General features: G+C 62.3%; 24 protein-coding genes and 1 tRNA gene. 9 read left to right on the forward strand and 16 right to left on the reverse strand.

Going from position 1 to position 23,998, the window contains the following annotated elements:
- Nucleotides 1-142 precede the first annotated feature (142 nt).
- Nucleotides 143-219, reverse strand: a tRNA-Ile gene (locus NYQ83_RS02570).
- 125 nt (nucleotides 220-344) lie between these two features.
- Here NYQ83_RS02570 and NYQ83_RS02575 point away from each other — a divergent pair.
- Nucleotides 345-1,064: an SIMPL domain-containing protein gene (locus tag NYQ83_RS02575; protein ID WP_261212130.1), complete on the forward strand. Its 720-nt coding sequence runs from the start codon at nucleotides 345-347 to the stop codon at nucleotides 1,062-1,064.
- A 91-nt stretch (nucleotides 1,065-1,155) separates the two neighbouring features.
- Here NYQ83_RS02575 and rpoD read toward each other — a convergent pair whose 3' ends face one another.
- From rpoD to NYQ83_RS02595, 4 genes are all read right to left on the reverse strand, one after another.
- A complete protein-coding gene (gene rpoD / locus NYQ83_RS02580) occupies nucleotides 1,156-3,147 on the reverse strand; it encodes an RNA polymerase sigma factor RpoD (protein ID WP_261212133.1) in 1,992 nt (663 codons plus the stop codon).
- Between the two features lie 165 nt (nucleotides 3,148-3,312).
- The gene (gene dnaG, locus NYQ83_RS02585) at nucleotides 3,313-5,271 is read right to left on the reverse strand and encodes a DNA primase (protein ID WP_261212136.1); all 1,959 of its coding nucleotides are present in this window, start codon (nucleotides 5,269-5,271) and stop codon (nucleotides 3,313-3,315) included.
- Between the two features lie 103 nt (nucleotides 5,272-5,374).
- Nucleotides 5,375-6,109, reverse strand: coding sequence for a DUF4396 domain-containing protein (locus NYQ83_RS02590; protein ID WP_261212138.1), 735 nt, complete (start codon nucleotides 6,107-6,109; stop codon nucleotides 5,375-5,377).
- Nucleotides 6,110-6,268: 159 nt separating this feature from the next.
- On the reverse strand, nucleotides 6,269-6,733 hold the full coding sequence (locus NYQ83_RS02595) for a GatB/YqeY domain-containing protein (protein ID WP_128293839.1): 465 nt from the start codon (nucleotides 6,731-6,733) through the stop codon (nucleotides 6,269-6,271).
- Between the two features lie 237 nt (nucleotides 6,734-6,970).
- Here NYQ83_RS02595 and carA point away from each other — a divergent pair, with 237 nt between their 5' ends.
- The gene (gene carA / locus NYQ83_RS02600) at nucleotides 6,971-8,170 is read left to right on the forward strand and encodes a glutamine-hydrolyzing carbamoyl-phosphate synthase small subunit (RefSeq protein WP_128293838.1); all 1,200 of its coding nucleotides are present in this window, start codon (nucleotides 6,971-6,973) and stop codon (nucleotides 8,168-8,170) included.
- Between the two features lie 39 nt (nucleotides 8,171-8,209).
- Here the strand turns inward: carA and NYQ83_RS02605 are convergent, their stop codons facing one another.
- Together NYQ83_RS02605 and NYQ83_RS02610 are read right to left on the reverse strand one after the other, a co-directional pair.
- On the reverse strand, nucleotides 8,210-8,734 hold the full coding sequence (locus NYQ83_RS02605) for a DUF2937 family protein (RefSeq protein ID WP_261212146.1): 525 nt from the start codon (nucleotides 8,732-8,734) through the stop codon (nucleotides 8,210-8,212).
- A gap of 9 nt (nucleotides 8,735-8,743) precedes the next feature.
- Nucleotides 8,744-9,613 (reverse strand): neutral zinc metallopeptidase, encoded by an 870-nt coding sequence (locus tag NYQ83_RS02610; RefSeq protein WP_261212147.1) that lies wholly within the window; start codon nucleotides 9,611-9,613, stop codon nucleotides 8,744-8,746.
- Between the two features lie 477 nt (nucleotides 9,614-10,090).
- Here NYQ83_RS02610 and NYQ83_RS02615 point away from each other — a divergent pair, with 477 nt between their 5' ends.
- The 4 genes from NYQ83_RS02615 (at nucleotide 10,091) to NYQ83_RS02630 (ending at nucleotide 15,101) form a co-directional block, all read left to right on the forward strand.
- Nucleotides 10,091-10,375: a helix-turn-helix domain-containing protein gene (locus tag NYQ83_RS02615; protein WP_261213900.1), complete on the forward strand. Its 285-nt coding sequence runs from the start codon at nucleotides 10,091-10,093 to the stop codon at nucleotides 10,373-10,375.
- A 168-nt stretch (nucleotides 10,376-10,543) separates the two neighbouring features.
- Nucleotides 10,544-13,801: a carbamoyl-phosphate synthase large subunit gene (gene carB, locus NYQ83_RS02620; protein WP_261212153.1), complete on the forward strand. Its 3,258-nt coding sequence runs from the start codon at nucleotides 10,544-10,546 to the stop codon at nucleotides 13,799-13,801.
- 93 nt (nucleotides 13,802-13,894) lie between these two features.
- A complete protein-coding gene (greA, locus tag NYQ83_RS02625) occupies nucleotides 13,895-14,368 on the forward strand; it encodes a transcription elongation factor GreA (protein ID WP_128293834.1) in 474 nt (157 codons plus the stop codon).
- A gap of 103 nt (nucleotides 14,369-14,471) precedes the next feature.
- Complete coding sequence (locus NYQ83_RS02630; protein WP_261212156.1) at nucleotides 14,472-15,101, forward strand: glutathione S-transferase family protein; 630 nt, start codon at nucleotides 14,472-14,474, stop codon at nucleotides 15,099-15,101.
- A gap of 83 nt (nucleotides 15,102-15,184) precedes the next feature.
- Here the strand turns inward: NYQ83_RS02630 and NYQ83_RS02635 are convergent, their stop codons facing one another.
- Entirely contained in the window at nucleotides 15,185-15,850 is a 666-nt protein-coding gene (locus NYQ83_RS02635) for a hypothetical protein (RefSeq protein ID WP_261212158.1), read from the reverse strand.
- Nucleotides 15,851-16,344: 494 nt separating this feature from the next.
- On the opposite strand from NYQ83_RS02635, the gene NYQ83_RS02640 reads away from it, so the two are divergent.
- Nucleotides 16,345-17,547, forward strand: a complete 1,203-nt coding sequence (locus NYQ83_RS02640; protein WP_261212159.1) for a pyridoxal phosphate-dependent aminotransferase — start codon at nucleotides 16,345-16,347, stop codon at nucleotides 17,545-17,547.
- A 196-nt stretch (nucleotides 17,548-17,743) separates the two neighbouring features.
- Here the strand turns inward: NYQ83_RS02640 and NYQ83_RS17755 are convergent, their stop codons facing one another.
- The 3 genes from NYQ83_RS17755 to NYQ83_RS02655 form a co-directional block, all read right to left on the reverse strand.
- On the reverse strand, nucleotides 17,744-18,436 hold the full coding sequence (locus NYQ83_RS17755; protein ID WP_314733276.1) for a cold-shock protein: 693 nt from the start codon (nucleotides 18,434-18,436) through the stop codon (nucleotides 17,744-17,746).
- Nucleotides 18,437-18,665: 229 nt separating this feature from the next.
- On the reverse strand, nucleotides 18,666-19,025 hold the full coding sequence (locus NYQ83_RS02650; protein WP_261212160.1) for a septal ring lytic transglycosylase RlpA family protein: 360 nt from the start codon (nucleotides 19,023-19,025) through the stop codon (nucleotides 18,666-18,668).
- Nucleotides 19,026-19,229: 204 nt separating this feature from the next.
- Nucleotides 19,230-19,751: a BA14K family protein gene (locus NYQ83_RS02655; RefSeq protein WP_261212162.1), complete on the reverse strand. Its 522-nt coding sequence runs from the start codon at nucleotides 19,749-19,751 to the stop codon at nucleotides 19,230-19,232.
- Between the two features lie 266 nt (nucleotides 19,752-20,017).
- On the opposite strand from NYQ83_RS02655, the gene NYQ83_RS02660 reads away from it, so the two are divergent.
- Nucleotides 20,018-20,413 (forward strand): universal stress protein, encoded by a 396-nt coding sequence (locus tag NYQ83_RS02660; RefSeq protein ID WP_164879692.1) that lies wholly within the window; start codon nucleotides 20,018-20,020, stop codon nucleotides 20,411-20,413.
- A 76-nt stretch (nucleotides 20,414-20,489) separates the two neighbouring features.
- Here the strand turns inward: NYQ83_RS02660 and NYQ83_RS02665 are convergent, their stop codons facing one another.
- From NYQ83_RS02665 to NYQ83_RS02685, 5 genes are all read right to left on the reverse strand, one after another.
- Nucleotides 20,490-20,702, reverse strand: coding sequence for a cold-shock protein (locus NYQ83_RS02665; protein WP_092815141.1), 213 nt, complete (start codon nucleotides 20,700-20,702; stop codon nucleotides 20,490-20,492).
- Between the two features lie 221 nt (nucleotides 20,703-20,923).
- The gene (locus NYQ83_RS02670) at nucleotides 20,924-21,280 is read right to left on the reverse strand and encodes a DUF6665 family protein (protein ID WP_261212166.1); all 357 of its coding nucleotides are present in this window, start codon (nucleotides 21,278-21,280) and stop codon (nucleotides 20,924-20,926) included.
- A 121-nt stretch (nucleotides 21,281-21,401) separates the two neighbouring features.
- Nucleotides 21,402-21,581 carry a hypothetical protein gene (locus tag NYQ83_RS02675; protein WP_092815147.1) on the reverse strand — a complete coding sequence of 60 codons (180 nt, stop codon included), beginning with the start codon at nucleotides 21,579-21,581 and terminating at the stop codon, nucleotides 21,402-21,404.
- Between the two features lie 93 nt (nucleotides 21,582-21,674).
- On the reverse strand, nucleotides 21,675-22,517 hold the full coding sequence (locus NYQ83_RS02680) for a DUF72 domain-containing protein (protein ID WP_261212168.1): 843 nt from the start codon (nucleotides 22,515-22,517) through the stop codon (nucleotides 21,675-21,677).
- Nucleotides 22,518-22,634: 117 nt separating this feature from the next.
- On the reverse strand, nucleotides 22,635-22,961 hold the full coding sequence (locus tag NYQ83_RS02685) for a hypothetical protein (protein WP_261212170.1): 327 nt from the start codon (nucleotides 22,959-22,961) through the stop codon (nucleotides 22,635-22,637).
- A gap of 126 nt (nucleotides 22,962-23,087) precedes the next feature.
- Between NYQ83_RS02685 and bla the strand changes: the two genes are divergently transcribed.
- Entirely contained in the window at nucleotides 23,088-23,996 is a 909-nt protein-coding gene (gene bla, locus NYQ83_RS02690) for a class A beta-lactamase (protein WP_261212172.1), read from the forward strand.
- Nucleotides 23,997-23,998 lie beyond the last annotated feature (2 nt).

Below are 23,998 nucleotides of genomic sequence, written 5' to 3' on the forward strand. Positions count from 1 at the left end.
CGGATGAGCGAGCGCCACGCAATGCCGTAAACGCCTCACCCGCTGCGCGAAAGGCTGCGCAGAGGCCAACGCCTCGTCCCGCACAGCTTTGGCGAGCAGCGCGCATCAGAATTCGTTCGAGAGCATGCGGGGGAAAAGGGCGTGGTGGGTCCGGCAGGACTCGAACCTGCAACCAAGCGGTTATGAGCCGCCGGCTCTAACCAATTGAGCTACGGACCCAGACAGGCGTCAGGTACGCGATTGCCCGGCACCGGGCAAGCCGGCGCGACACAACAGCCCCAAAAAGAGCCGCATTCGGCAGGCATTCGCACGGGCCACAGATTCACGCACCCCGGAGAACCGACATGCCGACCAGACGCCTTATCGCCCCGGCCCTCGCCCTCTCGCTCGCCGCATTCGCAGCACCGGCGCTCGCACAGGATGGGCCGGAGCGCCCGCAAATCAACGTCTCCGGCAACGGCGAGGCATTCGGAACGCCAGACATGGCCGTCGTCACGCTCGGCGTGTCGGAACAGGCGAAGAGCGCGCAGGAGGCGCTTCGCGCCAATTCGGAGGCGATGACGAAGGTGACCCAGGCGCTGAAGGACCAGGGCATCGCCGACCGTGACCTGCAGACCTCCGGCTTCTCCATCCAGCCGGTCTACGAGCAGCCGCGCCCAGGCCAGGCTTCCGAGCGCAAGATCGTCGGCTACCGCGTCGACAACCTCCTCACGGTTCGCATCCGCGATCTTGAAAGCGCCGGCTCGACGCTCGACAAGGTCGTGGAGCTCGGCTCCAACCGCGTCCAGAATCTGTCGTTCACCATCGACGACCCGAAGCCGCTCGAAGAAGAGGCCCGCAAAAAGGCGGTCGAGGACGCGCGTGCCCGCGCCGAACAGCTCGCCGAGGCGGCCGGAATCACCCTCGGGCCCATCCAGTCGATCTCCGAACAGAGCTATGGCCGCCCGCAGCCGAAGATGATGGCGATGGCGCGCGCGCAAATGGACGAGGCAGCGGTGCCGCTGGAAGGCGGCGAGGTCTCCGTCGAGGTCCAGGTCAACATGGTCTGGGGGATCGAGGAGTAGGCAGCGCTTCCGAGCTCCGAACACGAGTGACCAGAACGAAAAAGCCCGGCACGATGGCCGGGCTTTTTTTTGTGTCTCTTGCCTTGGACGATCAGCTGTCCAGGAAGCTCCGGAGCTTCCGGGAGCGGCTCGGATGCTTCAGCTTGCGGAGCGCTTTCGCCTCGATCTGGCGGATGCGTTCGCGGGTCACCGAAAACTGCTGGCCCACCTCCTCGAGCGTGTGGTCGGTGTTCATGCCAATGCCGAAGCGCATGCGGAGAACGCGTTCCTCGCGGGCGGTCAGCGAGGCGAGAACGCGCGTCGTCGTCTCGCGGAGGTTCGACTGGATCGCCGCGTCGATCGGCAGAATGGCGTTCTTGTCCTCGATGAAATCGCCGAGATGCGAATCTTCCTCGTCACCGATCGGCGTTTCGAGGCTGATCGGCTCCTTGGCGATCTTCAGGACTTTTCTGACCTTTTCGAGCGGCATCTGCAGCTTCTCGGCCAGCTCCTCCGGGGTCGGCTCGCGGCCGATCTCGTGCAGCATCTGGCGCGAGGTACGGACGATCTTGTTGATCGTCTCGATCATATGCACCGGGATGCGGATCGTACGCGCCTGGTCGGCGATCGAGCGGGTGATCGCCTGGCGGATCCACCAGGTCGCATAGGTGGAGAACTTGTAGCCGCGGCGGTACTCGAACTTATCGACCGCCTTCATCAGGCCGATATTGCCTTCCTGAATCAGATCAAGGAATTGCAGGCCGCGGTTCGTGTACTTCTTGGCGATCGAGATGACGAGCCGGAGGTTCGCTTCCACCATCTCCTTCTTCGCCTGCCGGGCTTCGCGCTCGCCCTTCTGCACCTTGTGAACGATGTTGCGGTACTCGGAGATCTCGAGTCCGGTTCTCACAGCAAGCTCTTGAATTTCCGTACGAATATCGTGGATCTGATCCTTGCCGTTGGCGACGAAATCCCGCCAGCCCGGCGAGGTCAGACGCGCCACGCGGCGGATCCAGTGCGGGTCGTGCTCGTTGCCGCGATAATGCGACAGAAATTCCATGCGGTCGACGCCATAGCCCTCGGCAAGGCGCATCAGCCTGGTGTCGAGAGACACGAGCCGCTTGTTGATGTCGTAAAGCTGCTCGACCAGGGCATCGATGCGGCCCTGGTTCAGCGACAGCGACTTCACCTCGGCAACGATCTCGTCACGCAGCTTCTTGTAGCGGCGCTCCTGCGGCGGGGTCAGCGCCCGGCTCTGCATGTCGTTTTCGACAAGCGTATCGTGCAGTTTTCTGAGGCGCTTGTAATTGTCCGCGATGGTATCGAAGGTCGCGAGCACCTGCGGCTTGATTTCCGCCTCCATGGCGGCAAGCGACAGATTGTTCTCGTAATCGTCCTCGTCCTCGTCGCTCTCCTCACCGCCTTCGGTAGCTTGCCCGGCCTCGGCTTCCGCCCCGCCTGCGGCCTGGCCCTGCGCTGGATCCGGCGCCTTGGCATCGGGCCCGGCATAGGTCGCTTCGAGATCGATGATGTCACGCAGCAGCGTGTCGCCGTTGTTGATCTCATCGCGCCAGATGATGATGGCCTGGAAGGTGAGCGGGCTTTCGCAAAGGCCTGCGATCATCGCCTCGCGCCCGGCTTCGATGCGCTTGGCGATCGCAATTTCGCCTTCGCGCGACAGGAGCTCCACCGCCCCCATCTCGCGCAGATACATGCGCACGGGATCGTCGGTGCGATCGGACGGCTCGCGCTTGGTCGTCTTCTTCGTGACGGCGGTCGAACCGGCCTCCACGAGATCGCGGCCCTCCGATTCTTCCTCTTCTTCCGCCTGCGGCTCGTTCTCTTCCGCCTCGTCGGCTTCCACCACGTTGATGCCCATATCGGAGAGCATCGACATGGTGTCCTCGATCTGCTCGGAGGTCACCTCCTCCGAGGGAAGGACGGAGTTGAGCTGATCGACCGTGACATAGCCGCGCTTCTTCGCCTCCTTGATCATGCGCTTTACAGCGGCATCAGAGAGATCAAGAAGCGGGCCATCGCTATGCTGGCCGTCGCGCGTCTCGTCCTTGGTTTCGGTCGTCTGGGGCTGGTTCGCTGTCGTCATTGATCCGTCGTCTCAGCGGTGCGATGGTCAATCGCCCGTGCTATCGCTGTCGAGGTTGCGTTCCAAACTAAGGGCTGCACCGTAAAGCGCCACTTAACCATGGCCCGCTTTATCGGCAATTTGTTTTTCTCGAACGCTCGACCGCTCGAACAAACTTGGCCCGCCTCAACGGCGAGCCTTGAAGGGATGAAGGAGAATGGTTTCCGTCTGCTCGTCTTCAAAGGCACGATGGCGGAGCCTCAGATCTTCCTCTTGTATATCCTTCAACCGGGTTAAACTGGCCTCAATCGTCTCGTTAGCAAGATCACGTGCTGCCTCCCGGCGCTCGTTAGATAGAGTTGTGGTGCGCAGACGCAAGAGGGCCGCATCGTCCCAAATGGCTGCGGCCTTGAGAGAATCTCCGCCCGGGCCCAGATCGGCAAGGCCTGAAGTGGCCAGCTTGCGGCCGATTGTCTCCACCAGCGCCGAATGTCCTTTTGTCTTCAGTCGGTCAAGGAGTGCGCCCGCGCTCAGTTCGGGCTCTTCGGACAAAGCCAAAGCTATTGTGCCGGCAAGCTCAGAGAGTGCCGCATCCGTGAAAGGAATGCGGCCGAGCATTTCGAGCCTCTCTTCGGCAAGCTGAGGATGAGCCAGAAAGGTGCCGACCAGGATGGCGTCGGAAAGGCCGATCGCCGCCCCCGTCCGCCCACCGCCACGCACAAGCGCCGTCGACAGAAGGCTGGTCGAGGCTTCGCCCAGCGCCTCGGGCGGTATGAAGCGACCGCCCTTGCCACCACCTTGGCGTCGTCCTCCGCCAAAATTCTGGCGGGGCGTGCGGCCCTGCTTCGCGCCTCCCCCGCGGTTGCGACGGCGCTCAAACAGACGGTCGCGATAAAGCTGCTCGTAGTTGCGGCGGACATCGGCATCGCCGATCTGCGCCACAGCGTCTTTGAGCGCTTTCTCGGCGCCGGCGAGACGCTCCGGCGTATCGAGCGGACCGCGCTCCATCTCCCGGCGCCAGAGCATGTCCGCAAGCGGGTTCGCCTGATCGAGAAGAGAAGCGAATGCATCCGATCCCGAAGCCCGAATGAGGTCGTCCGGGTCCTGCCCTTCCGGCAGGAGCGCAAACAACAGGCTGCGTCCAGGCTTCAGATGCGGCAAGGCAAGATCGATCGCCCGCGCCGCCGCCTTGATACCGGCCTGGTCGCCATCGAAGCACAGGATGGGTTCCTCGGCCATCTGCCAGAGAAGCTGCAGCTGTTCTTCCGTCAAAGCGGTGCCGAGCGGGGCGACAGCGGCTTCAAAGCCTGCCGCCACCAACGCCATCACGTCGATATAGCCTTCGACGGCAATCACCTTCTGCCCCTTGGCGCTCGCGGCCCGCGCCATCTTGCCGTTGAAAAGAACGCGGCTCTTCGAGAAGAGCGGGGTTTCCGGCGAATTCAGGTATTTGGCCTGAGCGTCCGGTGACAGCGCCCGCCCGCCGAACGCAATGACCCGCCCCCGGAAATCGAGGATCGGAAAGATGATGCGATCCCGGAAGCGATCGTAGCTCACCGGAACGTCGTCGCCAGCGATGACGAGGCCGGCCTCCGCCATCTCCTCCGGCTTCACGCCCGCCTCGGCGAGATGGTTTTTCAGCGCATTGCGCGAGGACGGCGCAAAGCCGAGGCGGAAGCGCTGTTGAATGTCCTGTCCGAGGCCGCGATCGCGCAGATAAGCGCGCGCCCGGGCCCCATCCTTTCCGGCGAGATTCTGTTCAAAAAAGGCAGCCGCCTTCTCCATCACCTCGACAAGGCCCATACGGCGGGCCTGGCGCGCCTCCTCGCGCGGGTCGGGATCGGGCAGCTTCAGTCCGGCATCGGCGGCAAGTTGCTCGACCGCCTCCGGAAACGTCATCCCGTCGAGCTCGACCAGAAAGGTGAAATGGTCGCCAGACACACCGCAGCCAAAGCAATGATAGCGGCCCCGGCGATTGTCGGCGTGGAAAGACGGCGTCTTCTCGCCGTGGAACGGACAGCAAGCCCAGTAATCGCCGCGAGATGGCAGCGATTTGCGCTTGTCCCACGACACGCGCCGGCCGACGACGTCGGAGATCGGGATCCGGCTTCGGATCGCGTCGAGAAAAGATGGCGGGAAACGCATCCCGCCCTCTTAGCACAGCGGCGGGAAACGCGGCAGAACAAATGGCATGAGCGCCGCGCCCTCCCCGCTACTCACAGCTTGCGCCGGCAACGCGGCTTCAGGCCTACATCTTCTCTTTGATGCCGGCACGGATCAGCCACCAATTCACCGGATAAGCCGTCATGAAGCCGAAGATCATCGCGATCTGCATCATGAACCAGAACTCGACGCTCGTCACTTCGAGCTTCACGCCGAGGACATGCGCGAAGATATAGAAATGGGCGATGGCCATGAAGCCGTACATGCCGACCTGCCAGGCCGTGAGAGACAAAGCGTCTGCCTTCACCGCCTGGATGAGACCCTGCACCGGAGAGAGGTTCCGCATCGGCTTGATGGTGAAATACTGGAAGGCCACACCGAAGCCGAAGGCTAGGATATAATCGAGGATCCAGACCGCGAAGATCTTCTCCGAAAAGATCGTCTGCCAGCCGAACCAGACGGCGACGGTCGGAAACAGAAAGGCGATCCACTCCGCGCAGATGTCGCCAAGTGTGCAACCGGATCCACAATGGCTGGTGCCCTTGCCGACCATCACGGGAAATGGCGTCAGGCGCTGGCTCGGCGGCGTCTCGTTCGCCTGCATCGCCGCATGCATCTTCTCATGCGTCGCGAGCCGCCCGTAGGTGAAATAGGCCCAGAGCGCGATGAGTGAGGCAAAGAGCGCGAGCGCCGGCCAGACGATGTTCATGATCCACATATGCTGCGGATGGCGGCGCTCATCGACGGCAATGACGAGAGCGCAGACGAAACCGAGAAGCAAAGACGCAATCGCAAGAATATGGAGCCAGGCTGGAACCATTGTCACATCCCAATCGTGTTGCTGGAGTATCGGCTTTTCCAACAACCGATCGGCAGACGAGTTCCGCCAGGAAACCCCACATCCCTGGCGCGTCAGGCCACGTCGAGAGCTACGCCTTCACGCGCCAAGATCGGCGCGTGAAGGCCCTGAAGAGCGCTCTTAGGAGCTCAGAATGTCCTTCACGACGGAGCTCGCCCGGGCAAAATCCATGCGCCCGGAATAGCGTTCCTTGAGCGTGCCCATGCATTTGCCCATGTCGCGAAGGCCCTGAGCGCCCACATCTCCGACTACATCGCGGCAGGCGCTTTTGAGCTCGTCGTCATCCATCTGCCGCGGCAGAAACGAACGGATGACCTCGATTTCCTTGCGTTCCTGCTCGGCGAGGTCGAGGCGGGCGTTCTCCTCGTAGATCTTGGAGGATTCCTCGCGCTGGCGGATCATTTTGGTCAAGATCGACATAATCTCGTCGTTGGAGACGCCGTCCTTGCCTTTCGTCCTCGCCTCGATGTCGCGGTCCTTGATGGCGGCGTTGATCAACCGCAGCGTCGTCATGCGCACGCGGTCCTGTTTCTTCATGGCCTCTTTCAGGCCTTCGCTGATCTGATCGCGGATTCGATCAACCATGGGTCACCCCTTCGATGCGTCGTCAGACGCCTCAGATAAAATGAGAAGTGAAGTCTCGGTGGTCGGCTGTGGGTCTCATGTGGGTCTCAACCATCCTCGCGTTGACGCGACATGATCCGCCCACTACGTATCGCGCGCTGCCCCAGCGCGCCATAGAGGCCGTCGATATAGACACTCGCAGCGGGGACGCAAGAGAGCGCAAGCTCCACCTGTTCATGCTGACCGTCGGATCCGCTCATGACCGCCACTTCCTGGCCCGAAAGCAAACCCACTGCCTGCCTCGTCCTCGCCGACGGCACCATCATCGAAGGCGAAGGATTGGGAGCAACAGGCAAGTCTTCCGGCGAAGTTTGCTTCAATACCGCGATGACCGGTTATCAAGAGATTTTGACCGATCCCTCCTATGCGGGGCAGATCATCACATTCACCTTCCCGCATATCGGCAATGTGGGCACGAACGACGAAGACGTCGAGACGGTGAACATGGCACGCAATTCCGGCGTGGCCGGTTGCGTCTTGCGAGCACCGATCACGGCTCCGTCCAACTGGCGTGCGGCGAAAAACCTCGATGCGTGGCTGAAGGCTCGCGGCATCCCCGGCATTGCGGACGTCGACACCCGTGCCCTCACCAATCGCATCCGCGAAAACGGCATGGCGAATGCCGTCATCGTTCACGACCCGAACGGCAATTTCGATTACGAGGCGCTGAAAGCGGAAGCGGCCGCAATGCCGAAGATGGACGGGCAGGATCTCGTGCCGGGCGTCACCTCGGGCCAGCGCTACGACTGGAACGAAACGAGCTGGAAGCCCGGCCAAGGCTATGGACATCGCGAGGACGGCGAGTGCCACGTCGTGGTCGTAGATTACGGCATCAAGCGGAACATCCTGCGCCTCCTGACCGAAGAGGGCTGCAAGGTCACAGTTCTGCCTGCGACGGCGACGGCGGAAGATATTCTGTCCCTCAATCCGGACGGCGTTTTCCTCTCCAACGGTCCGGGCGATCCGGCTGCGACGGGGACCTACGCGGTTCCGGCGATTCGCAGCGTCATCGACAGCGGGACACCGACATTCGGCATCTGCCTCGGCCATCAGATGATGGGCCTCGCGCTCGGCGGGAAGACGGCCAAGATGCATCAGGGCCATCACGGCGCCAATCATCCGGTCAAGGACAAGACCACGGGCAAGGTGGAAATCGTCTCGATGAACCATGGCTTCGCGATCGATCGCGACAGCCTGCCGCCCGAGGTGGAAGAGACGCATGTCTCGCTGTTCGACGGATCCAATGCCGGCCTGCGCCTGAAGGACAAGCCGGTCTTTTCGGTGCAATACCACCCGGAAGCCTCGCCTGGCCCTCAGGACAGCCATTATCTCTTCCAGCGCTTCATGAATCTCATTCGCGAGAACCTCAAAGCGCAAACGGACAAGACGCCGGCGTAGGCCGCCGCCACCGGCGGACCAGCTTTTCCGAAGCCGGTCTCAGCTGGGGGTGGCTTCTGAGCGCCTGCGGTTGTTCGCAAAGAGGAAGCGCAGCATTTTGCCTGAGAACCAGGCGAAACCGCCGATGAGAGAAAGTCCGGCGAAAGCCCAAGCAGCGCCCGCTGCCGTCACCGGAACGGCCGGCTCGTAGATCTGCCAGGCGCCTTGCACGATTTTCTGGTCCGGATTCCTGAAGACGATCATCGGTCGCATCAAAGGCTCGGCGAGCTCCAGCTCCGCCTGCTGACGGCTGAGCGTCGAGAAACGTGCGAGAAGACGCTTCATCGAGAGCCCGCGATCCTTGAGAAACGCTTCGGGCGACTGGGCGTAAAGCGCCACAGCCTCGTCGCGGTCGAGGCCGTTGCGGCGGACATCCTCGTCGAACTCCGCCACGACCTGCCGCATTTCATCGACCGCGCCGCCCAGGCGCTGCCGATATTGCTGGGCGAATTCCGGCGCCTGCGAGCCCGCAAGACCTCCAGCCAGCGCGAGGCACAGCACGGCCGTGCGGCCCGCAACGCTCATCCTTCCGCCTCAAAGCGTCGAAACGCTGAAAGTATCGCAGGCATCGAGATCTCCCGATTGGTAACCCTGGCGGAACCAGCGTCGCCGCTCCTCTGACGAGCCATGATTGAAAGCCTCGGGCACGACATAGCCTTGCGTGCGCTTCTGGATCATATCGTCGCCGATCTGGGTTGCCGCATTCAGCGCCTCGTCGAGATCGCCCTCCTCCAGCAATCCCTTGTCGCGCGTCCGGTTCGCCCAGATGCCGGCGTAGCAATCCGCCTGAAGCTCGACCCGCACAGACAAAGCGTTGCCGGCACGCTCGCTCATGCCCTGACGCATCTCGTTCACTTTCGAGAGAACGCCTGTCAGGTTCTGCACATGATGGCCGACTTCATGCGCGATGACATAGGCCTGCGCGAAATCGCCGGGAGCACGAAAGCGGCGCTTCAACTCTTCGAAGAACGACAAATCGAGATAGAGCTTTCGGTCGCCCGGACAATAAAAGGGGCCCGCGCCCCTGCCCGCCAGGCCGCAGGCGGAGCGAACGGAATCGTTGAAGAGGACGAGAGTGGGTTCGGGATAGTCGGCCCCCGCCTCGCGGAAAATGTCGCCCCAGACGTCTTCGGTTTCGGCAAGCACTGTCGCCACGAAATCATCCACTTCCGTTCGGGTGGAGGCGACGTCTCCTGAAGGAGAGCGCTGTTCGCTCGAGATCTGCCCCTGGCCGGTCTCCACCTCGCGGATGAGTTCCATCGGATTGATGCCGAAGACGAAGAAAAGGATTGCGGCCACGATCAGGAAGCCAATGCCGCCGCCGGCACGTCCGATCGGCAGCGAGCTTCGCCCGCCAGTTCGATATTCGATATTGCTCGACTGCCGCCGACCCCGCCACCGCATCCGATGCTCCGTCCGTTTCTGCGACGGGAAAAGAAACGGAGATGGCCGGCGGTTCCGTCGCCTGAAAGCAAAAACGCGGCCAGGGGAGCCGCGTTTTTGTTCATCACACTTCTTTACAGCGTAATCGCCGTGAGAAACCTCAGCTGAACCAATGTCCTACACGTTTGAACAAACGTGCCATGCCGCAGTTCAGAGTCGCGTAGCGATGCATATCCACGCGATCGTAACCCAGGCGAGCCCGCTGCAGGACGATGTCATTCAACATCTCTGAGCCCTCCTCTGACAGGTTGCGTCTGGCGGCATGTTAGCCGCCAAAAGGAGCACTATTTGCGCCTTCATCGTGAATATGTGCACATTGTGCGCATTTGTCAAACAAGAAATGCACTTTTTGCGCCTTCACGATTTCGCTATAGGCCGCAGTGTAAAAAGCCCCTAAATTCGGTCAGCTGAAAGGGACCTGCCTTGGGCGTTTCCACGATGACACCCGACCAGTTCAAAGCCTGGCGAAAAAAGCTCGGAATGAAACAGAAAGAGGCGGCCGACCGGCTGGGCCTCAAGAAACGTATGATTCAGTATTATGAGACAGGCGAACGTGACGGCAAGAAGGTCAAGATCCCGAAGTCGGTTCGCCTCGCCTGCTACGCGCTCTCGGTCGGGATCGCCGACTACGATGGCGAGACGACCTCGTACGAAGACGGCCAAGACCCACAAGAAGATTTGAGCCCCGAATCTGAGCCGTCTGCCATCGCTGGCATGAGCTGACCTCATTTTTCTCGGTCGTGTCGGCTCTGCTTTGGGCTCCACGAGGCTGTAGGTCCACAGCGCTCCAGGGAGCGACTTTGCCTCTTGCGCGAATTCCTCTATAAGCGCGCAACTTTCCAACCACTCGGAACCGGCCGGGCAGAACGGCCCGCCTACCAGCACGCCCCCATGCCGAAACGCACCGACATCTCTTCCATTCTGGTTATTGGGGCCGGACCGATCGTGATCGGCCAGGCCTGCGAATTCGATTATTCCGGCACGCAAGCCTTGAAGGCTCTGAAGGCCGAGGGATATCGGGTCATACTCGTCAATTCCAATCCGGCCACCATCATGACCGATCCGGATTTGGCGGACGCCACCTACATCGAACCGATCACGCCCGATGTGGTCACCAAGATCATCGAGAAGGAGCGGCCCGACGCACTCCTTCCAACGATGGGCGGGCAGACGGCGCTCAATTGCGCCTTGTCCGTGGCCAAGGCCGGCGTTCTCGATCGCTATGGCGTCACGATGATCGGTGCACGCGCGGAAGTCATCGACAAGGCCGAGGACCGAGAGCTCTTCCGCGAAGCAATGACGAAGATCGGCCTCGATACGCCGACCTCGCGTCTTGCCCATTCGCTTCCCGAAGCCCTTGCTGCACTCGAAGAGATCGGTCTGCCGGCGATCATTCGCCCCTCCTTCACGCTCGGCGGCACCGGCGGCGGCATCGCCTACAACCGTGAAGAATTTCTCGAGATCGCCGAACGCGGCATCGACGCCTCGCCGACCAACGAAATCCTGATCGAAGAATCGGTGCTCGGCTGGAAGGAATACGAGATGGAGGTCGTCCGCGACAAAGCGGACAACTGCATCATCATCTGCTCCATCGAGAACATCGATCCGATGGGCGTGCATACGGGTGATTCGATCACCGTTGCCCCCGCCCTCACCCTCACCGACAAAGAATACCAGGTGATGCGGGATGCGTCGCTCGCGGTGCTGCGTGAGATCGGCGTGGAGACCGGCGGCTCGAACGTGCAGTTCGCGATCAACCCGGCCGACGGACGCATGGTCGTCATCGAGATGAATCCGCGCGTCTCGCGGTCCTCGGCCCTTGCCTCCAAGGCGACCGGCTTTCCGATCGCGAAAGTCGCGGCGCGGCTCGCCGTCGGCTATACGCTCGACGAGCTCGAAAACGAGATCACTGGCGGGGCGATGCCGGCCTCTTTTGAGCCGACGATCGATTACGTCGTGACCAAAATCCCGCGTTTCGCCTTCGAGAAATTTCCTGGAGCGGAACCCTCTTTGACCACGTCGATGAAGTCCGTCGGCGAGGTGATGGCGATCGGGCGCTCGTTCAGCGAATCCCTTCAAAAGGCTCTGCGGGGTCTTGAGACCGGGCTCGACGGGCTGGATGAGGTCACGATTCCGGGCCTCGGCGAAGGCGACGACAAGAATGCCATTCGCGCTGCCCTTGCCCGCCCCACGCCTGACCGGTTGTTGAAGGTGGCACAGGCGCTTCGTCTCGGCACGTCGTGCGAAGAGATTTATGAAGCCTGCGCCATCGATCCCTGGTTCCTGCGGGAGCTTGAAGGGCTCGTCGGCTGGGAAGAACGCATCCGCGCCAACGGTGTGCCGGACGACAAGGTGGTCCTGCACCGCCTGAAGAGCCTCGGCTTTTCCGATGCCCGCCTCGCCAAACTCGCTGGCACCGACGAGGAAAGCGTACGCGCGCTGCGCGACCGTCTTGGCGTCAGGCCGGTCTTCAAGCGCATCGACACATGTGCGGCCGAGTTCGCCGCCGCCACGGCCTATATGTACTCGACCTATGAGCGCCCCTTCCGCGCCGGCGGCGACGCCGAGGACGAGGCGCGTCCGAGCGACCGGGAAAAGATCGTCATCCTGGGCGGCGGGCCGAACCGGATCGGTCAGGGCATCGAATTCGACTATTGCTGCTGTCATGCCGCCTTCGCGCTCGCCGATGCGGGCTATGAGACGATCATGATCAACTGCAATCCGGAGACGGTCTCGACCGACTACGACACCTCCGACCGGCTTTATTTCGAGCCGCTCACGGCGGAGGACGTGCTGGAGATCCTGCGGGTCGAGCAGAGCGCCGGAACGCTCAAAGGCGTGATCGTGCAGTTTGGCGGCCAGACGCCGCTGAAACTCGCCCAGCCGCTCGAAAAGGCGGGCATACCGATCCTCGGCACCTCGCCGGATGCGATCGACCTCGCCGAGGACCGCGACCGTTTCCAACAGGTTCTCGGGAAGCTCGGCCTCAAACAGCCGCGCAACGGGATCGCTCATTCGGCGCAAGAAGCCTTCGCGATCGCCGAGAAGATCGGTTTTCCGGTCGTCATCCGGCCGTCTTACGTGCTCGGCGGGCGGGCGATGGAAATCGTGCGCGATACCGCCCAGCTCGAGCGCTATATCAACGAGGCGGTCGTCGTCTCCGGCAAGTCGCCGGTGCTGATCGATTCCTACCTTGCCGATGCGATCGAAGTCGATGTCGACGCGCTTTGCGACGGCACCGATGTCGTCGTCTGCGGCATCATGGAGCATATCGAGGAAGCCGGCATCCATTCGGGCGATTCCGCCTGTTCCCTGCCGCCGCATTCTCTGTCGAAAGAGATCATCGACGAACTCGGCCGTCAAACGGCGGCGCTCGCCAAGGGGCTTTCCGTCGGCGGTCTCATGAACGTGCAATACGCGGTCAAGGGCGACGACATTTTTGTGCTGGAGGTCAACCCGCGCGCCTCGCGCACGGTGCCTTTCGTGGCAAAGGCCGTCGGCCGGCCGATCGCGAAGCTCGCCGCGCGGATCATGGCCGGCGAAAAGCTGAAGGATCTGGAGGCGACGCCGCTCGTCCACAAACATGTGGCCGTGAAGGAAGCCGTGTTTCCCTTCGCCCGTTTCCCCGGCGTCGACACGGTGCTCGGACCGGAGATGCGCTCGACCGGCGAAGTCATGGGCCTCGACTACGATTTTGCCGTGGCCTTCGCCAAGAGCCAGCTCGCCGGTGGCGTGCAGCTTCCCACCGGCGGTACGGCTTTCGTCTCGGTGCGCGACGGAGACAAGCCGCGCGTGATGGACACGATGCGCCAGCTTGCATCCCTCGGCTTCACGATCATCGCGACGACCGGCACACAGCGTTTTCTGGAAGAACACGGGATCGCCTGCGCCAAGGTAAACAAGGTACTTGAAGGCCGGCCACATATCGTTGATGCTATCAAGAATGGCGAGGTGCAGCTGGTCTTCAACACCACGGAAGGCGCTCAGGCCCTCGCCGACAGCCGGTCGCTGAGACGAGCCGCGCTGCTGCACAAAGTGCCTTATTTTACCACTTTGGCGGGAGCACGTGCTGCGGCACAGGGCATTGAAGCCCTTCTCGGCGGGCAGCTTGAAGTCAGGCCGCTGCAATCCTACTTCGACGCAGCCTGAGTTAGTTTCGTCAAGCAGGGTGTTCCCCTCATCGGTGGAGCACCCGCTTTTTTGTTGCCCCCAGCCCAAAAACGAGGCGTCGTGGAGGAGAAGATGGAAAAGATTCCGATGACCGCTGCCGGCCATGCGCAACTGGAATCGGAGCTCAAACGACTCACCTCCGAGGAAAGGCCGCGCATCATTCAGGCGATTGCCGAAGCCCGCGCGCATGGCGACCTCTCGGAGAACGCGGAATATCACGCCGCGAAGGAGCAACAGAGCCTGAACGAAGGCCGCATCGCGGAGCTCGAAGACAAGCTGTCGCGCGCCGACATTATCGACGTGTCGAAGCTGACCGGCTCGACGGTGAAATTCGGCGCCAAAGTGAAGCTCGTCGACGAGGACACCGATGAGGAGAAGACCTGGCAGATCGTCGGTGACATGGAAGCCGATGTCCGCCTCGGCCGCATTTCGATCTCTTCGCCAATCGCGCGTGCCCTCATCGGCAAGAGTGTCGGCGATTCCGTCGAGGTTGCGGCTCCGGGCGGTGCCCACAGCTATGAGATCCTCGAGATCGCCTACGGCTGAGCCCTTCCCTGGGGTTTTGTAACGAAAGAGCGCGCCGGCTCGTCTTGCAGCCTATGGCGCGCTCCTGCTAACTGGCCCGCCTGACCTTAAGGTGGGCATTGCCATGATCGATCTTTACACCTGGACCACTCCGAACGGCCGCAAGGTCTCCATCGCTCTCGAAGAGATGGGGCTCGCCTACGAGGTCTATCCGATCGACATCATGGCGGACGAGCAATTTCGTCCGCAATTTCTCAAGATCAGCCCGAACAACAAGATCCCGGCGATCGTCGATCACGAGGGTGGCCAGGCGCTTATGGAATCTGGCGCGATCCTCCTCTATCTCGCGGAAAAGACGGGCAAATTCATGCCGACCGACGATGCCGGTCGCTGGCGGGCGATGGAATGGCTGATGTGGCAGATGGGCGGTTTCGGCCCCATGCTCGGTCAGGCGCATCATTTCTTGAAGTTCAATCCCGGCAAGGCTTCCTATGCGGAAGAGCGTTACGCCAAGGAGGCTGCGCGCCTTTACAAGGTGCTCGATACGCAGCTCGCAGAGCACGATTATCTCGCCGGGGAATATTCGATCGCCGACATGGCCGCATGGCCGTGGGCCTCACGTTTCGAGTGGCAGGGCATCGATCTCGGCGATTTCCCGCATGTGCGCGATTGGTATCTGCGCATCGCCGACCGCCCAGCTGTCCAACGGGGCTACGACGTGCCGAAAAAGGACCAGGGCATCCCACTGCCATAATGGATCGGCGCTCTGACTGATGGGCGCAGCCACGCATAGCGCTCCGCGCCCGCAGGCGCGAAGCCCTGTTTGTTCTGGTGCGGCTACTGCGTACTGCCGCTCCCTCGCCTTACGTTCACGTCCGATGCGCCGATTTCGTGGGCCGCCTCCATCAATTTGGCGGCCGCGCTGGCGCAGGCCTCCGCGCTCTCTTTCGGTGAGCACGTCACGCGGATCGTCGTGTCGCCCTGACGCAGCCTGAAGCTGGTGCCGCCGCGGGCCATGCCATGCCCGTGATGGCCCCGCCATTTCATGCCGTGATGGCCAGGCCCCATCGCCGCCGGACCGGGACCCCACTGGCCCCAACCCCCACCAGGTCCGGGTCGCTGCATCGGCGTCTGGCCCGCCCAGTCACCCTGATAGCCGGGGCCTCCGCCATACCAGCCGCCTCCGGGCCCGTTTCCAGGCGCCATCATGCAATTGCCGGGACCCCAACCGCCATAGCCGGATCCGCCCCAGCCAGAGCCGTAACGTTGCCTCGGTTGGTTCTGCGACGACGACGCTGTGTCATCCTCCATCTCTGATTGCCCGTCCTGATCGGACATCATGTCCATATCCGGATCGGCCTCCATACCCTCATCACTGTTCTGATCAGGGTTTGGCGCACTCACATCGGGCGTCGAAGCAGGCTCTTCGGCTCCCGTCTGGGCGTAGGCCAGTGTGGACATGCTGAGAGCGAGAGCCGTGCTCGCGGCAAGAAGTCTGCGCATTCGTATCTCCCATTGACGCGCCCCTCTCGTCGAGAATACCCGCGCCATGGAATTCGTTGCGTGAACTTCAAGAAACCTTCGCTGAACCTGCTTCGGACCAACACGCAATAGATCACCCAATGGATCTTGACCCTACGAGGCCGAAGCGAGCACTCCGTCAGGCGCGGCGCCAGACGATCGCCACATGCCCCGCCTCCCCCGCGACCCGCGGCAGCCAGCGGCGAATGCCCGAAAATCTCCCGGAATCCTGCATGGAATAGAGAGTTAGCATCTTCTCTCTGCCGCGGTTGTCTGCGCGCGGGCTTTTCCACTTGCTGCCTTTCCGGCAAGGAATTGGACTGAAGGTTCGCCTCAATCCCGCTGAGGTCGAGCAACATCCGTCGGCAAAGCGCATCTGCCATTGTGCGTTCGACGCGCTTGCGCCTTGCGCCTCTCGCCCCATGGGCCTAGGTTTCGCGCCCGTTGCTAACTCCCTTCAGTCGGATTTCAAACTCATGGCCTTCCTTGCCGACAACCTCGCTCGTGTTCAGCCCTCCCAGACCATCGCCGTCGCCGAGAAGGCGCGTGAACTGAAGGCGCAGGGACGAGACGTGATCAGCCTCAGTGCGGGCGAACCCGATTTCGACACGCCCGACAACATCAAGGAAGCCGCGATCGCCGCCATCAAGCGTGGCGAGACGAAATACACGCCGGTTCCGGGCATCATGGAACTGCGCACGGCGATCGCCGAGAAGTTCAAGCGCGAGAACGGTCTCACCTACAAACCGACGCAGACCATCGTCGGGACCGGTGGAAAGCAGATTCTTTACAACGCGCTGGCGGCGACCCTTAACCCGGGCGACGAGGTCCTCATTCCGGCACCTTATTGGGTGAGCTATCCGGATATGGTTCTTCTCAACGGTGGCGAGCCGCGCTTCGTCGACACGACGCTTGAAAACAAGTTCAAGCTGACGCCGGAAGCCCTTGAGGGCGCGCTCACGCCGAAGACCAAATGGCTGATCTTCAACTCGCCCTCCAACCCTTCCGGCGCGGCCTACACCGAAGCTGAATTGAAGGCGCTCGCGGCGGTTTTGATGAAGCATCCGCATGTGTGGATCATGTCGGACGACATGTACGAGCATCTTCTCTACATCGACGAGCCGTTTTCCACGCTCGCCGCGGCAGAGCCGGAGCTCTATTCACGCACACTCACGATGAACGGCGTGTCGAAGGCCTATGCGATGACCGGCTGGCGCATCGGCTATGCCGGCGGCCCGGACGAGCTCATCAAGGCGATGACCAAAATCCAGAGCCAGCAGACCTCCGGCACCTGCTCCATCGCGCAATGGGCGGCGGTCGAGGCGCTCACTGGACCTCAGGATTTCGTGGAGACTTCGCGCAAGGCCTTCCAGAAGCGGCGCGATCTGGTCGTGTCTATGCTCAACCAGAGTGCCCTTCTCAAGTGCCCGGAGCCGGAAGGCGCGTTCTACGTCTATCCGTCCTGCGCGGCGGCGATCGGTAAGAAGGCGCCCTCAGGCAAAACCATCGAGAACGACCAGGATTTCGTCACCGAGCTTCTCGAAGCGGAGGGTGTCGCGGTCGTTCATGGCGGAGCCTTCGGTCTCGGCCCCAACTTCCGGATCTCCTATGCGACCTCGACGGAAGCGCTCGAGGCGGCTTGCGAACGCATCCAGCGTTTCTGCAACACGCTGAGCTGATGCCTCACCCCGGTCCGGGGCAGCGATGCTCCGGATTGCAGAGATGGAGAGCCAGCAAGGCTGACGCATCTCGAAGACCGAGAAGCCAAGAAAAAGGGGCGGCCCGCGCAAGCGAGCCGCCCCAATTTTTGTCGCTTTGCCGTTCGTGGGCGAAAAGCGTCCTCTCAAGAACGCCGGCGCACCTCCGCCGACTTGCTCAGGCCTCGTCGTCGAGCAGCTGCAGATTGACCGCCTGCGGGCCGCGCCCGCGACGATCCTGCTGCGTCTCGAACGAGATCCTCGTGCCTTCCGCAAGCTGCGGCAGGCCGGAGCGCTCGATCGCCGAGATATGCACGAAGACGTCCTTGCTGCCGTCCTCCGGCGAGATGAAGCCGAAGCCACGATCCGCGTTGAAGAACTTCAGCGTGCCGTTCTGACGCGGGCCGACTTCTGCTGGCTGACGATCCTGGAAGCCGCCGCCACCACTGCCGCTACGGAAGCCGCCACCGCCTCCGCCACTGCGGAAGCCGCCGCCACCACCGCCGCCGCGATAGCCGCCGCCTTCGCCACCACCGCGATAGCCGCCACCTTCACCGCCACCGCGGTAGCCGCCGCCTTCACCGCCGCCACGGTAGCCGCCGCCTTCGCCGCCACCGCGATAACCGCCACCGCGGTTGGGACCGCCGCGATAGCCTCCGCCACCGCCGCCGCCACCGCGATAGCCACCTTCATTGTCTCTGCCGAAGCCCCCGTCTCCCCGATCGCCATAACCGGGGGTGGGAGCATCGCTACCGAAATCGCTGCCGAATTCGCGCGCACCACCACGACGGGGCCGGCGGGACCGATCACGGTCCGGGCGCTCACCAAAGTCGTCGTCGTCGTGCCCGCCGCGACCGCCATTGTTCATCATCTCATCTCGTCCTTCGATAGAAAAAAGTCGCCGGCTGGAGCGTCACCAGCCGACGCGGGCAAGCGCGCGGTCTTTACTTGGGAATACATGGAAAGCCGGGATCGGTCCGCTGGCCCTCGACCATAAAGGGGGCGCCTCATGCAAACCCCCGCGTATGATCATGCCGTTATGCGGGCAAATCTGCAAGTCCCTAATGGGCCGAACCTATCTCCGGCCCCAAATCCGCGTTTCACTTCAGGACTTCGACTTGAACCTTTGCGGTGCCGCGCCCTTTGAAGCCGAGCTTGTGGGCGGCAGCGCGCGTGACGTCGATGATGCGCCCTTTGATGAAGGGACCGCGGTCATTGATGCGTACGACGGCGGCCCGGCCGTTGCGCAGATTGGTGACCTTCACCTTGGTGCCGAAAGGCAGAGTGCGGTGCGCCGCGGTCATTGCATTCGGATTGCACTGTTCGCCGGAAGCCGTGCGCGAGGTCAGGGCATACCAGGAGGCGTGGCCGGTCTGAGCGTTGGCGCTCTGGGGCTGGGTTACGAGGACGCAGCTGCCCGCAAGGACCGCCGCGGCGAGGAACTTCGCCGAGTGGAGCATTCTTCTCTTCCCATGAAATCAACTTTGCCGCTGCCGCTTTCACCGGTGAAAAGGGGCCAGAAATGGGCAAGACCTGGGGCATTTCTTGTGGCGTGGCGGGAAGAGCTGCCAATGTGACCATGATGTCACTCGGATCGCGCAGAAAAGCAAAAGGCCGCCCCCGAGAAGCGGCCTTTCTATGTGTTGCTCAAGAAGAACAATGCGTCACTGGCAAAGCTGACGCGGGCCATTATAGGGCTGATAGGTACCACTATTGGCATCGAACGAGCGATACTTCGAGCTGCAATAGGCATACCATTCCGGCGTCCAAGGAGCGGGCCGGGCGTCGTAGACAACCAGCGGATTGCGTGCCGGAACCGCATAGACGGGCGCCGGCTCGACATAGACGGGCGGCGGAGCCGCGTAGACCGGTGCCGGCTCGACGTAGACGGGGGCGGCGCGCGGCGCGGTCAGCGCCGATCCGAGAAGAGTCCCCGCGGCCAGACCGACAACACCGGCAGCAACCGCCGCACCGGCGTCATCGCGGTCGCGGCGATGATGGTGGCGGTGCCCATAATAACCGCGCGGACGGTCCCAGCCACGGTCACCATAATATCCCCTGTGGCCATCCCAGTGGCGCGATTCCCATGAGCCGGCCTGCGCGCCAGCCGGCAGGGTAAGAGCAGTCAGTGCCACAGCCAGAGCCGCGGCAGTCGTCTTGAGAGCAGTGGGTCTGAAGAAAGACATCGTCGTTTCCTTGCCAATAAGCCCCGCCGGAAGATCATCTCCGGCTTCTTGATGAGATTGGTAGGACTTCCAGGCTGAACGATGGCTGAACGAACGCGCCTCGTTGCTATCGCGCTCGCGAGGCCGTGAGAGACTTCGGCAAAACCGGAGGTCGACAGCGACACCCTGATGGCCTCAAACGGTGTCGCGCGGCTTGGCGGCGCATGGGCGCGCAACATGCATTGAGCGCATCATGGTCAAGATACAAGAAACCTGGGAGGACGGCGATGGTGAGCCGGATCTTGCTTCCGATCGACCTCGACCACATCGCCAGCTGGAAGAAATCCGTCACGACGGCGATCGAACTCGCGCGTCTCTATGACGCCGAGCTCGTGGTTTTGAGCGTATTTCCCCAGATGGAAGCGGACTTTTCGCAGTTCCCAACGCATCACCTCCCCGCCGTGGAGGTGTTCCGGCGCGAGTATCTGCCCGAAGATATCCGAAGCCGCGCCATCTACCGCTCGGGAACCGTGGCTCGCGGCATCCGTGCGGCGATCAACCAGGAGAAGATCGATCTCGTGGTGATGGCGTCGCACAACCCCAATCTTGGCGACTATGTCATGGGGTCAAATGCAGCCAATGTGGTCCTGCACAGCCCGTGCTCGGTGCTGGTGGTTCGCTAAACAAAAACCGCCGGACATGCCGGCGGTTCGATCGTCAAATCTGGCTCGGAGCAGTCACACCCCGGAGCAAAAGCAATCAGGCAAGCTGGAGATTGACCGCCTGCGGGCCGCGGCCCCTGGGATCCTGCTGCAGCTCGAAGCTGACGCGATTGCCTTCGACAAGACCCGGAAGTCCAGAGCGCTCAACGGCCGAAATGTGGACGAAAACGTCCTTGCTGCCATCTTCCGGAGCGATGAAGCCGAAGCCGCGCGTGGAATCGAAGAACTTAACGGTGCCGGTCTGGCTCATGGGAGAAACCCTTTCCCTTTGTAGTCGGATTCATCGAGGTCGGCTCATCACCGCACCCGAATTTCGAAACAGTCGGGAAAGACATCACCTACCGGTCGGGTATTAAACCGCGCGGCGCAGACTTAACCGGTCGTCGGGGCGCGCCCATCCAACATTTACGCGCCCAAGCGCGTTATGACGGGAAACGCCAAAGATAACAAGGCGCCGCCTCTCAAGCCTCGTCACAGCGCCGGTTTTCTCACGATCCCGAGCCTTGCACGCAGCACCCGCGGCACGTCGTATTCGCGCATCAGCCGTTCCGTACCCGGGAGACCGAGCGCCTCACGCTGCACGACGAGCGCCCACAAGGCCTGAGCCGCCTCGTCCAACGCCCGCGCGCGAGCATCTTCGATGGCAGGTTCGCGGTCGCCAGCTTTCGCCGCGTCTTCAAGGCGACGCCAGGCTGTCAGAGCGTCTTCAAAGCGCGAGGCCATGCGCGAGAGGCTTGCAGCCCTCTCCGCCATCATCTCGTGCTCGAGGGCGTCGTAGGGCGAAGACTGCTTGCTCGGAGCAAGAATGCGCGGCGGACGAATGCTCATGTCCCCCAGCTAGGACGAGCCGCCTTCGCGGACAAGACCACCGCTGGGGCCTGATACGGCTCATGAAGACGCCGAGGCCCTCGCCGCCCGTTCAGATACCAGCGCAGGTGTTACGGCGCATTTAGCGCCGCGTTTGACGGTCCTCGGGGAGGAACTGCGTGTGCTCTTTGTCGCGCTTTTGCCGTTCCTGCATCAATTCTTCGTAGGCGCGGCGCTCCTCGGCCGACAGCTGAACGCGCTTCACCGGCGCCTTCTTTCGTCGATCCTTGGCCTTTTTGTAGAGCTGCGGCTCTGTGGACATGTGCCTCGTCTCCATCTGCCGGACGTCGTTAGATAACCACATCGTCCGCAAATGACGAGACGCTTTCCCGGTTCGCCGGTCGCAGGGTCGAGATCAGGCTTCAAGCCGCGCCATAAGGTCCATCGCCGCGTGCGGATTGCGGACCTTCTCGCCAGCGATGAAGAAGACGAAGACAGAGCGGGGATCGGCCGTACCCTTCGAGACTTTATCCGTTAGACGAGGCAGATCGTTGGGCACGCTTCCCCGCGCCAGAACGCGCGCACGCTCCGCCCAGCTCTCGAGATCGGGGGGAGAATAGCCGGTCTTCTCCTCCTCGCGCGTACGCATCAGCCGCAGATAGGCGAAATCGGCTGTCGGCTCGGCGAGGCCCGGATAATCGTCTGACTCCGCATAGACGATCGCCGCGTTGTGGCGGCGCGCGAGATCGACGAATTCCCCGCACAGGAAACTCTCATGGCGCACTTCAAGCGCATGGCGAAGCGGCAGACCGTCGACTTCCTGCGGCAGGAGCTTCAGGAAAGCGGCAATATCCTCAGCATCAAAGGCGCGGCTCGGCGCGAACTGCCATAGGATCGGACCGAGCTTTTGCTTCAGCTCGGCGATGCCGCCGTTGATGAACCAATCGAGACTGTCGCCAGTCTCGGCGAGCTTTTTCTTCATGGCAATGGCGCGATGGCCCTTCAGAGCGAAGACAAAATCCTCCGGCGTCTCGTCGTGCCATTTGGCAAAGCTCTTGGCGCTCTGGCCGCGATAGAAGGTGCCATTGATTTCGATCGCCGTCAGCTTGGACGCCGCGTATTCGAGCTCACGCGTCTTCGGCAGCTTTTCTGGATAAAAGGTGCCGCGCCAGGGTTCGAAGGTCCAACCGCCTATGCCGACCCGGATGGGTCCCGTCCGAGCCGAGTTCTTCTCTTCGGACCTGTTTTGCGCCGGCATTCCTCGCCTCCTCTTCCTGGAGAGAAACCCTTCCCTGCCTCGAATGCGGAAGCAACCCGAAAAAACGCTGCGGAACCTGACGGTACGTCCGCGTCAGAAGGTCGCCCGCCCCCGCCGTCAGTTCTCTTCGCGATACTGATATTGCGCCCGGCACCTGGCGCGCTGCTGCGCCGTGAGATTTCCGGCACAGCCCGGCGGTGCGAAAATGCGCTGGTTCTCCAGCTGACGCTGGCGAAGGCGTGGCTGATCATATGGGTTGTTGATCGGGTCCGGAGCCTTCAGCTTCGGCACTTCAACCCGCGGGATCCGCGGCCGATCGGGGTTGCCAAAGCTCTGTGCCGTCGCAACAGAGGGGATCGCGGCGAGCGCGAGGAGACCGGCGAGCGCCAATCCCGAAAGGGACCGGCCCGAACCCCGGCTCGGACGTGAAGCTGGCCTGCACATGACAATTCATGTGGGGCAGCTTTCGGCCGTTCACAAGCTGACATTCGCAGTTTGCGGTTTGGCCTTAATTCCGTCTTCCGACGCAGCTAGCGGCCCGCCTGCCGCAGATGTCAGGAAGGAACCGACATGGATACGATGCCGACGCGCCGCAGCTTCACGGCCCTCATGGCCGCGATGGCCGGCAGCGCGTTTTTGCCCGCCCCGCTTTTCGCACAGACCGCTGACGACAATCCTCCGCAGGACGTGCTGACACGCACGCTCTCCGAAGTGGAACAGCGCCTGAATGCGCGTCTCGGCGCCTATGTCCTCGACATCGAGACGGGTCGCGAATGGGCCCAGCGCGCGGACGAGCGTTTCCCGATGTGCAGCACCTTCAAGCTGCTCGCCTGCGGCGCCGTGCTGGCGAAGGTCGATATGGGCGAGGAAGATCTCGAGCGTCGCATCACCTTCGAGGAAAAGGACCTCGTGACCTATTCGCCCGTCACCAAGGAACATGTCGGTGGTGAGGGGATGACACTTGAGGATCTCTGCGTCGCGGCAATGACGCAAAGCGACAACACGGCCGGCAACCTGATCCTCGACAGCCTCGGCGGACCGCCCGCGATCACATCTTTCGCTCGCTCCATCGGTGATCAGGTGACCCGCCTCGACCGCCGGGAAACGGAGCTCAACGAGGCGACGCCCGGAGATCCACGGGACACGACCAGTCCGCGCGCCATGGGTCGCGATGCGCAGACGCTTCTCGTCAAAGGCAGCCTCTCAGACCGATCCCGCCTGTATCTCAAGAGATGGATGTGCACCAACAAGACGGGCGACGAGAAGCTGCGTGCCGGTCTTCCCGGCGACTTCCTCGTCGGCGACAAAACGGGCGGCGGCGGCAACGGTACCATGAACGACGTTGCCGTCATCTGGCCGAGCGGACGCAAGCCCATCATCGCCTCCATCTATCTGACGGAAAGCGGCGCCTCGTTCGACGAGCGCAATGCCGGCTTTGCCGAGATCGGCAAGGCGATCGCCGACGTGATCAAAGCCTGAGC

Source organism: Afifella sp. JA880 (assembly GCF_025379905.1).
GTDB classification, from domain to species: domain Bacteria; phylum Pseudomonadota; class Alphaproteobacteria; order Rhizobiales; family Afifellaceae; genus Afifella; species Afifella aestuarii.

Coding starts and splice junctions, on each gene's coding strand:
- NYQ83_RS02575 (WP_261212130.1), top strand. CDS start 345: ATGCCGACCAGACGCCTTATCGCCCCGGCCCTCGCCCTCTCGCTCGCC.
- rpoD (WP_261212133.1), bottom strand. CDS start 3,147: ATGACGACAGCGAACCAGCCCCAGACGACCGAAACCAAGGACGAGACG.
- dnaG (WP_261212136.1), bottom strand. CDS start 5,271: ATGCGTTTCCCGCCATCTTTTCTCGACGCGATCCGAAGCCGGATCCCG.
- NYQ83_RS02590 (WP_261212138.1), bottom strand. CDS start 6,109: ATGGTTCCAGCCTGGCTCCATATTCTTGCGATTGCGTCTTTGCTTCTC.
- NYQ83_RS02595 (WP_128293839.1), bottom strand. CDS start 6,733: ATGGTTGATCGAATCCGCGATCAGATCAGCGAAGGCCTGAAAGAGGCC.
- carA (WP_128293838.1), top strand. CDS start 6,971: ATGACCGCCACTTCCTGGCCCGAAAGCAAACCCACTGCCTGCCTCGTC.
- NYQ83_RS02605 (WP_261212146.1), bottom strand. CDS start 8,734: ATGAGCGTTGCGGGCCGCACGGCCGTGCTGTGCCTCGCGCTGGCTGGA.
- NYQ83_RS02610 (WP_261212147.1), bottom strand. CDS start 9,613: ATGCGGTGGCGGGGTCGGCGGCAGTCGAGCAATATCGAATATCGAACT.
- NYQ83_RS02615 (WP_261213900.1), top strand. CDS start 10,091: ATGACACCCGACCAGTTCAAAGCCTGGCGAAAAAAGCTCGGAATGAAA.
- carB (WP_261212153.1), top strand. CDS start 10,544: ATGCCGAAACGCACCGACATCTCTTCCATTCTGGTTATTGGGGCCGGA.
- greA (WP_128293834.1), top strand. CDS start 13,895: ATGGAAAAGATTCCGATGACCGCTGCCGGCCATGCGCAACTGGAATCG.
- NYQ83_RS02630 (WP_261212156.1), top strand. CDS start 14,472: ATGATCGATCTTTACACCTGGACCACTCCGAACGGCCGCAAGGTCTCC.
- NYQ83_RS02635 (WP_261212158.1), bottom strand. CDS start 15,850: ATGCGCAGACTTCTTGCCGCGAGCACGGCTCTCGCTCTCAGCATGTCC.
- NYQ83_RS02640 (WP_261212159.1), top strand. CDS start 16,345: ATGGCCTTCCTTGCCGACAACCTCGCTCGTGTTCAGCCCTCCCAGACC.
- NYQ83_RS17755 (WP_314733276.1), bottom strand. CDS start 18,436: ATGATGAACAATGGCGGTCGCGGCGGGCACGACGACGACGACTTTGGT.
- NYQ83_RS02650 (WP_261212160.1), bottom strand. CDS start 19,025: ATGCTCCACTCGGCGAAGTTCCTCGCCGCGGCGGTCCTTGCGGGCAGC.
- NYQ83_RS02655 (WP_261212162.1), bottom strand. CDS start 19,751: ATGTCTTTCTTCAGACCCACTGCTCTCAAGACGACTGCCGCGGCTCTG.
- NYQ83_RS02660 (WP_164879692.1), top strand. CDS start 20,018: ATGGTGAGCCGGATCTTGCTTCCGATCGACCTCGACCACATCGCCAGC.
- NYQ83_RS02665 (WP_092815141.1), bottom strand. CDS start 20,702: ATGAGCCAGACCGGCACCGTTAAGTTCTTCGATTCCACGCGCGGCTTC.
- NYQ83_RS02670 (WP_261212166.1), bottom strand. CDS start 21,280: ATGAGCATTCGTCCGCCGCGCATTCTTGCTCCGAGCAAGCAGTCTTCG.
- NYQ83_RS02675 (WP_092815147.1), bottom strand. CDS start 21,581: ATGTCCACAGAGCCGCAGCTCTACAAAAAGGCCAAGGATCGACGAAAG.
- NYQ83_RS02680 (WP_261212168.1), bottom strand. CDS start 22,517: ATGCCGGCGCAAAACAGGTCCGAAGAGAAGAACTCGGCTCGGACGGGA.
- NYQ83_RS02685 (WP_261212170.1), bottom strand. CDS start 22,961: ATGTGCAGGCCAGCTTCACGTCCGAGCCGGGGTTCGGGCCGGTCCCTT.
- bla (WP_261212172.1), top strand. CDS start 23,088: ATGGATACGATGCCGACGCGCCGCAGCTTCACGGCCCTCATGGCCGCG.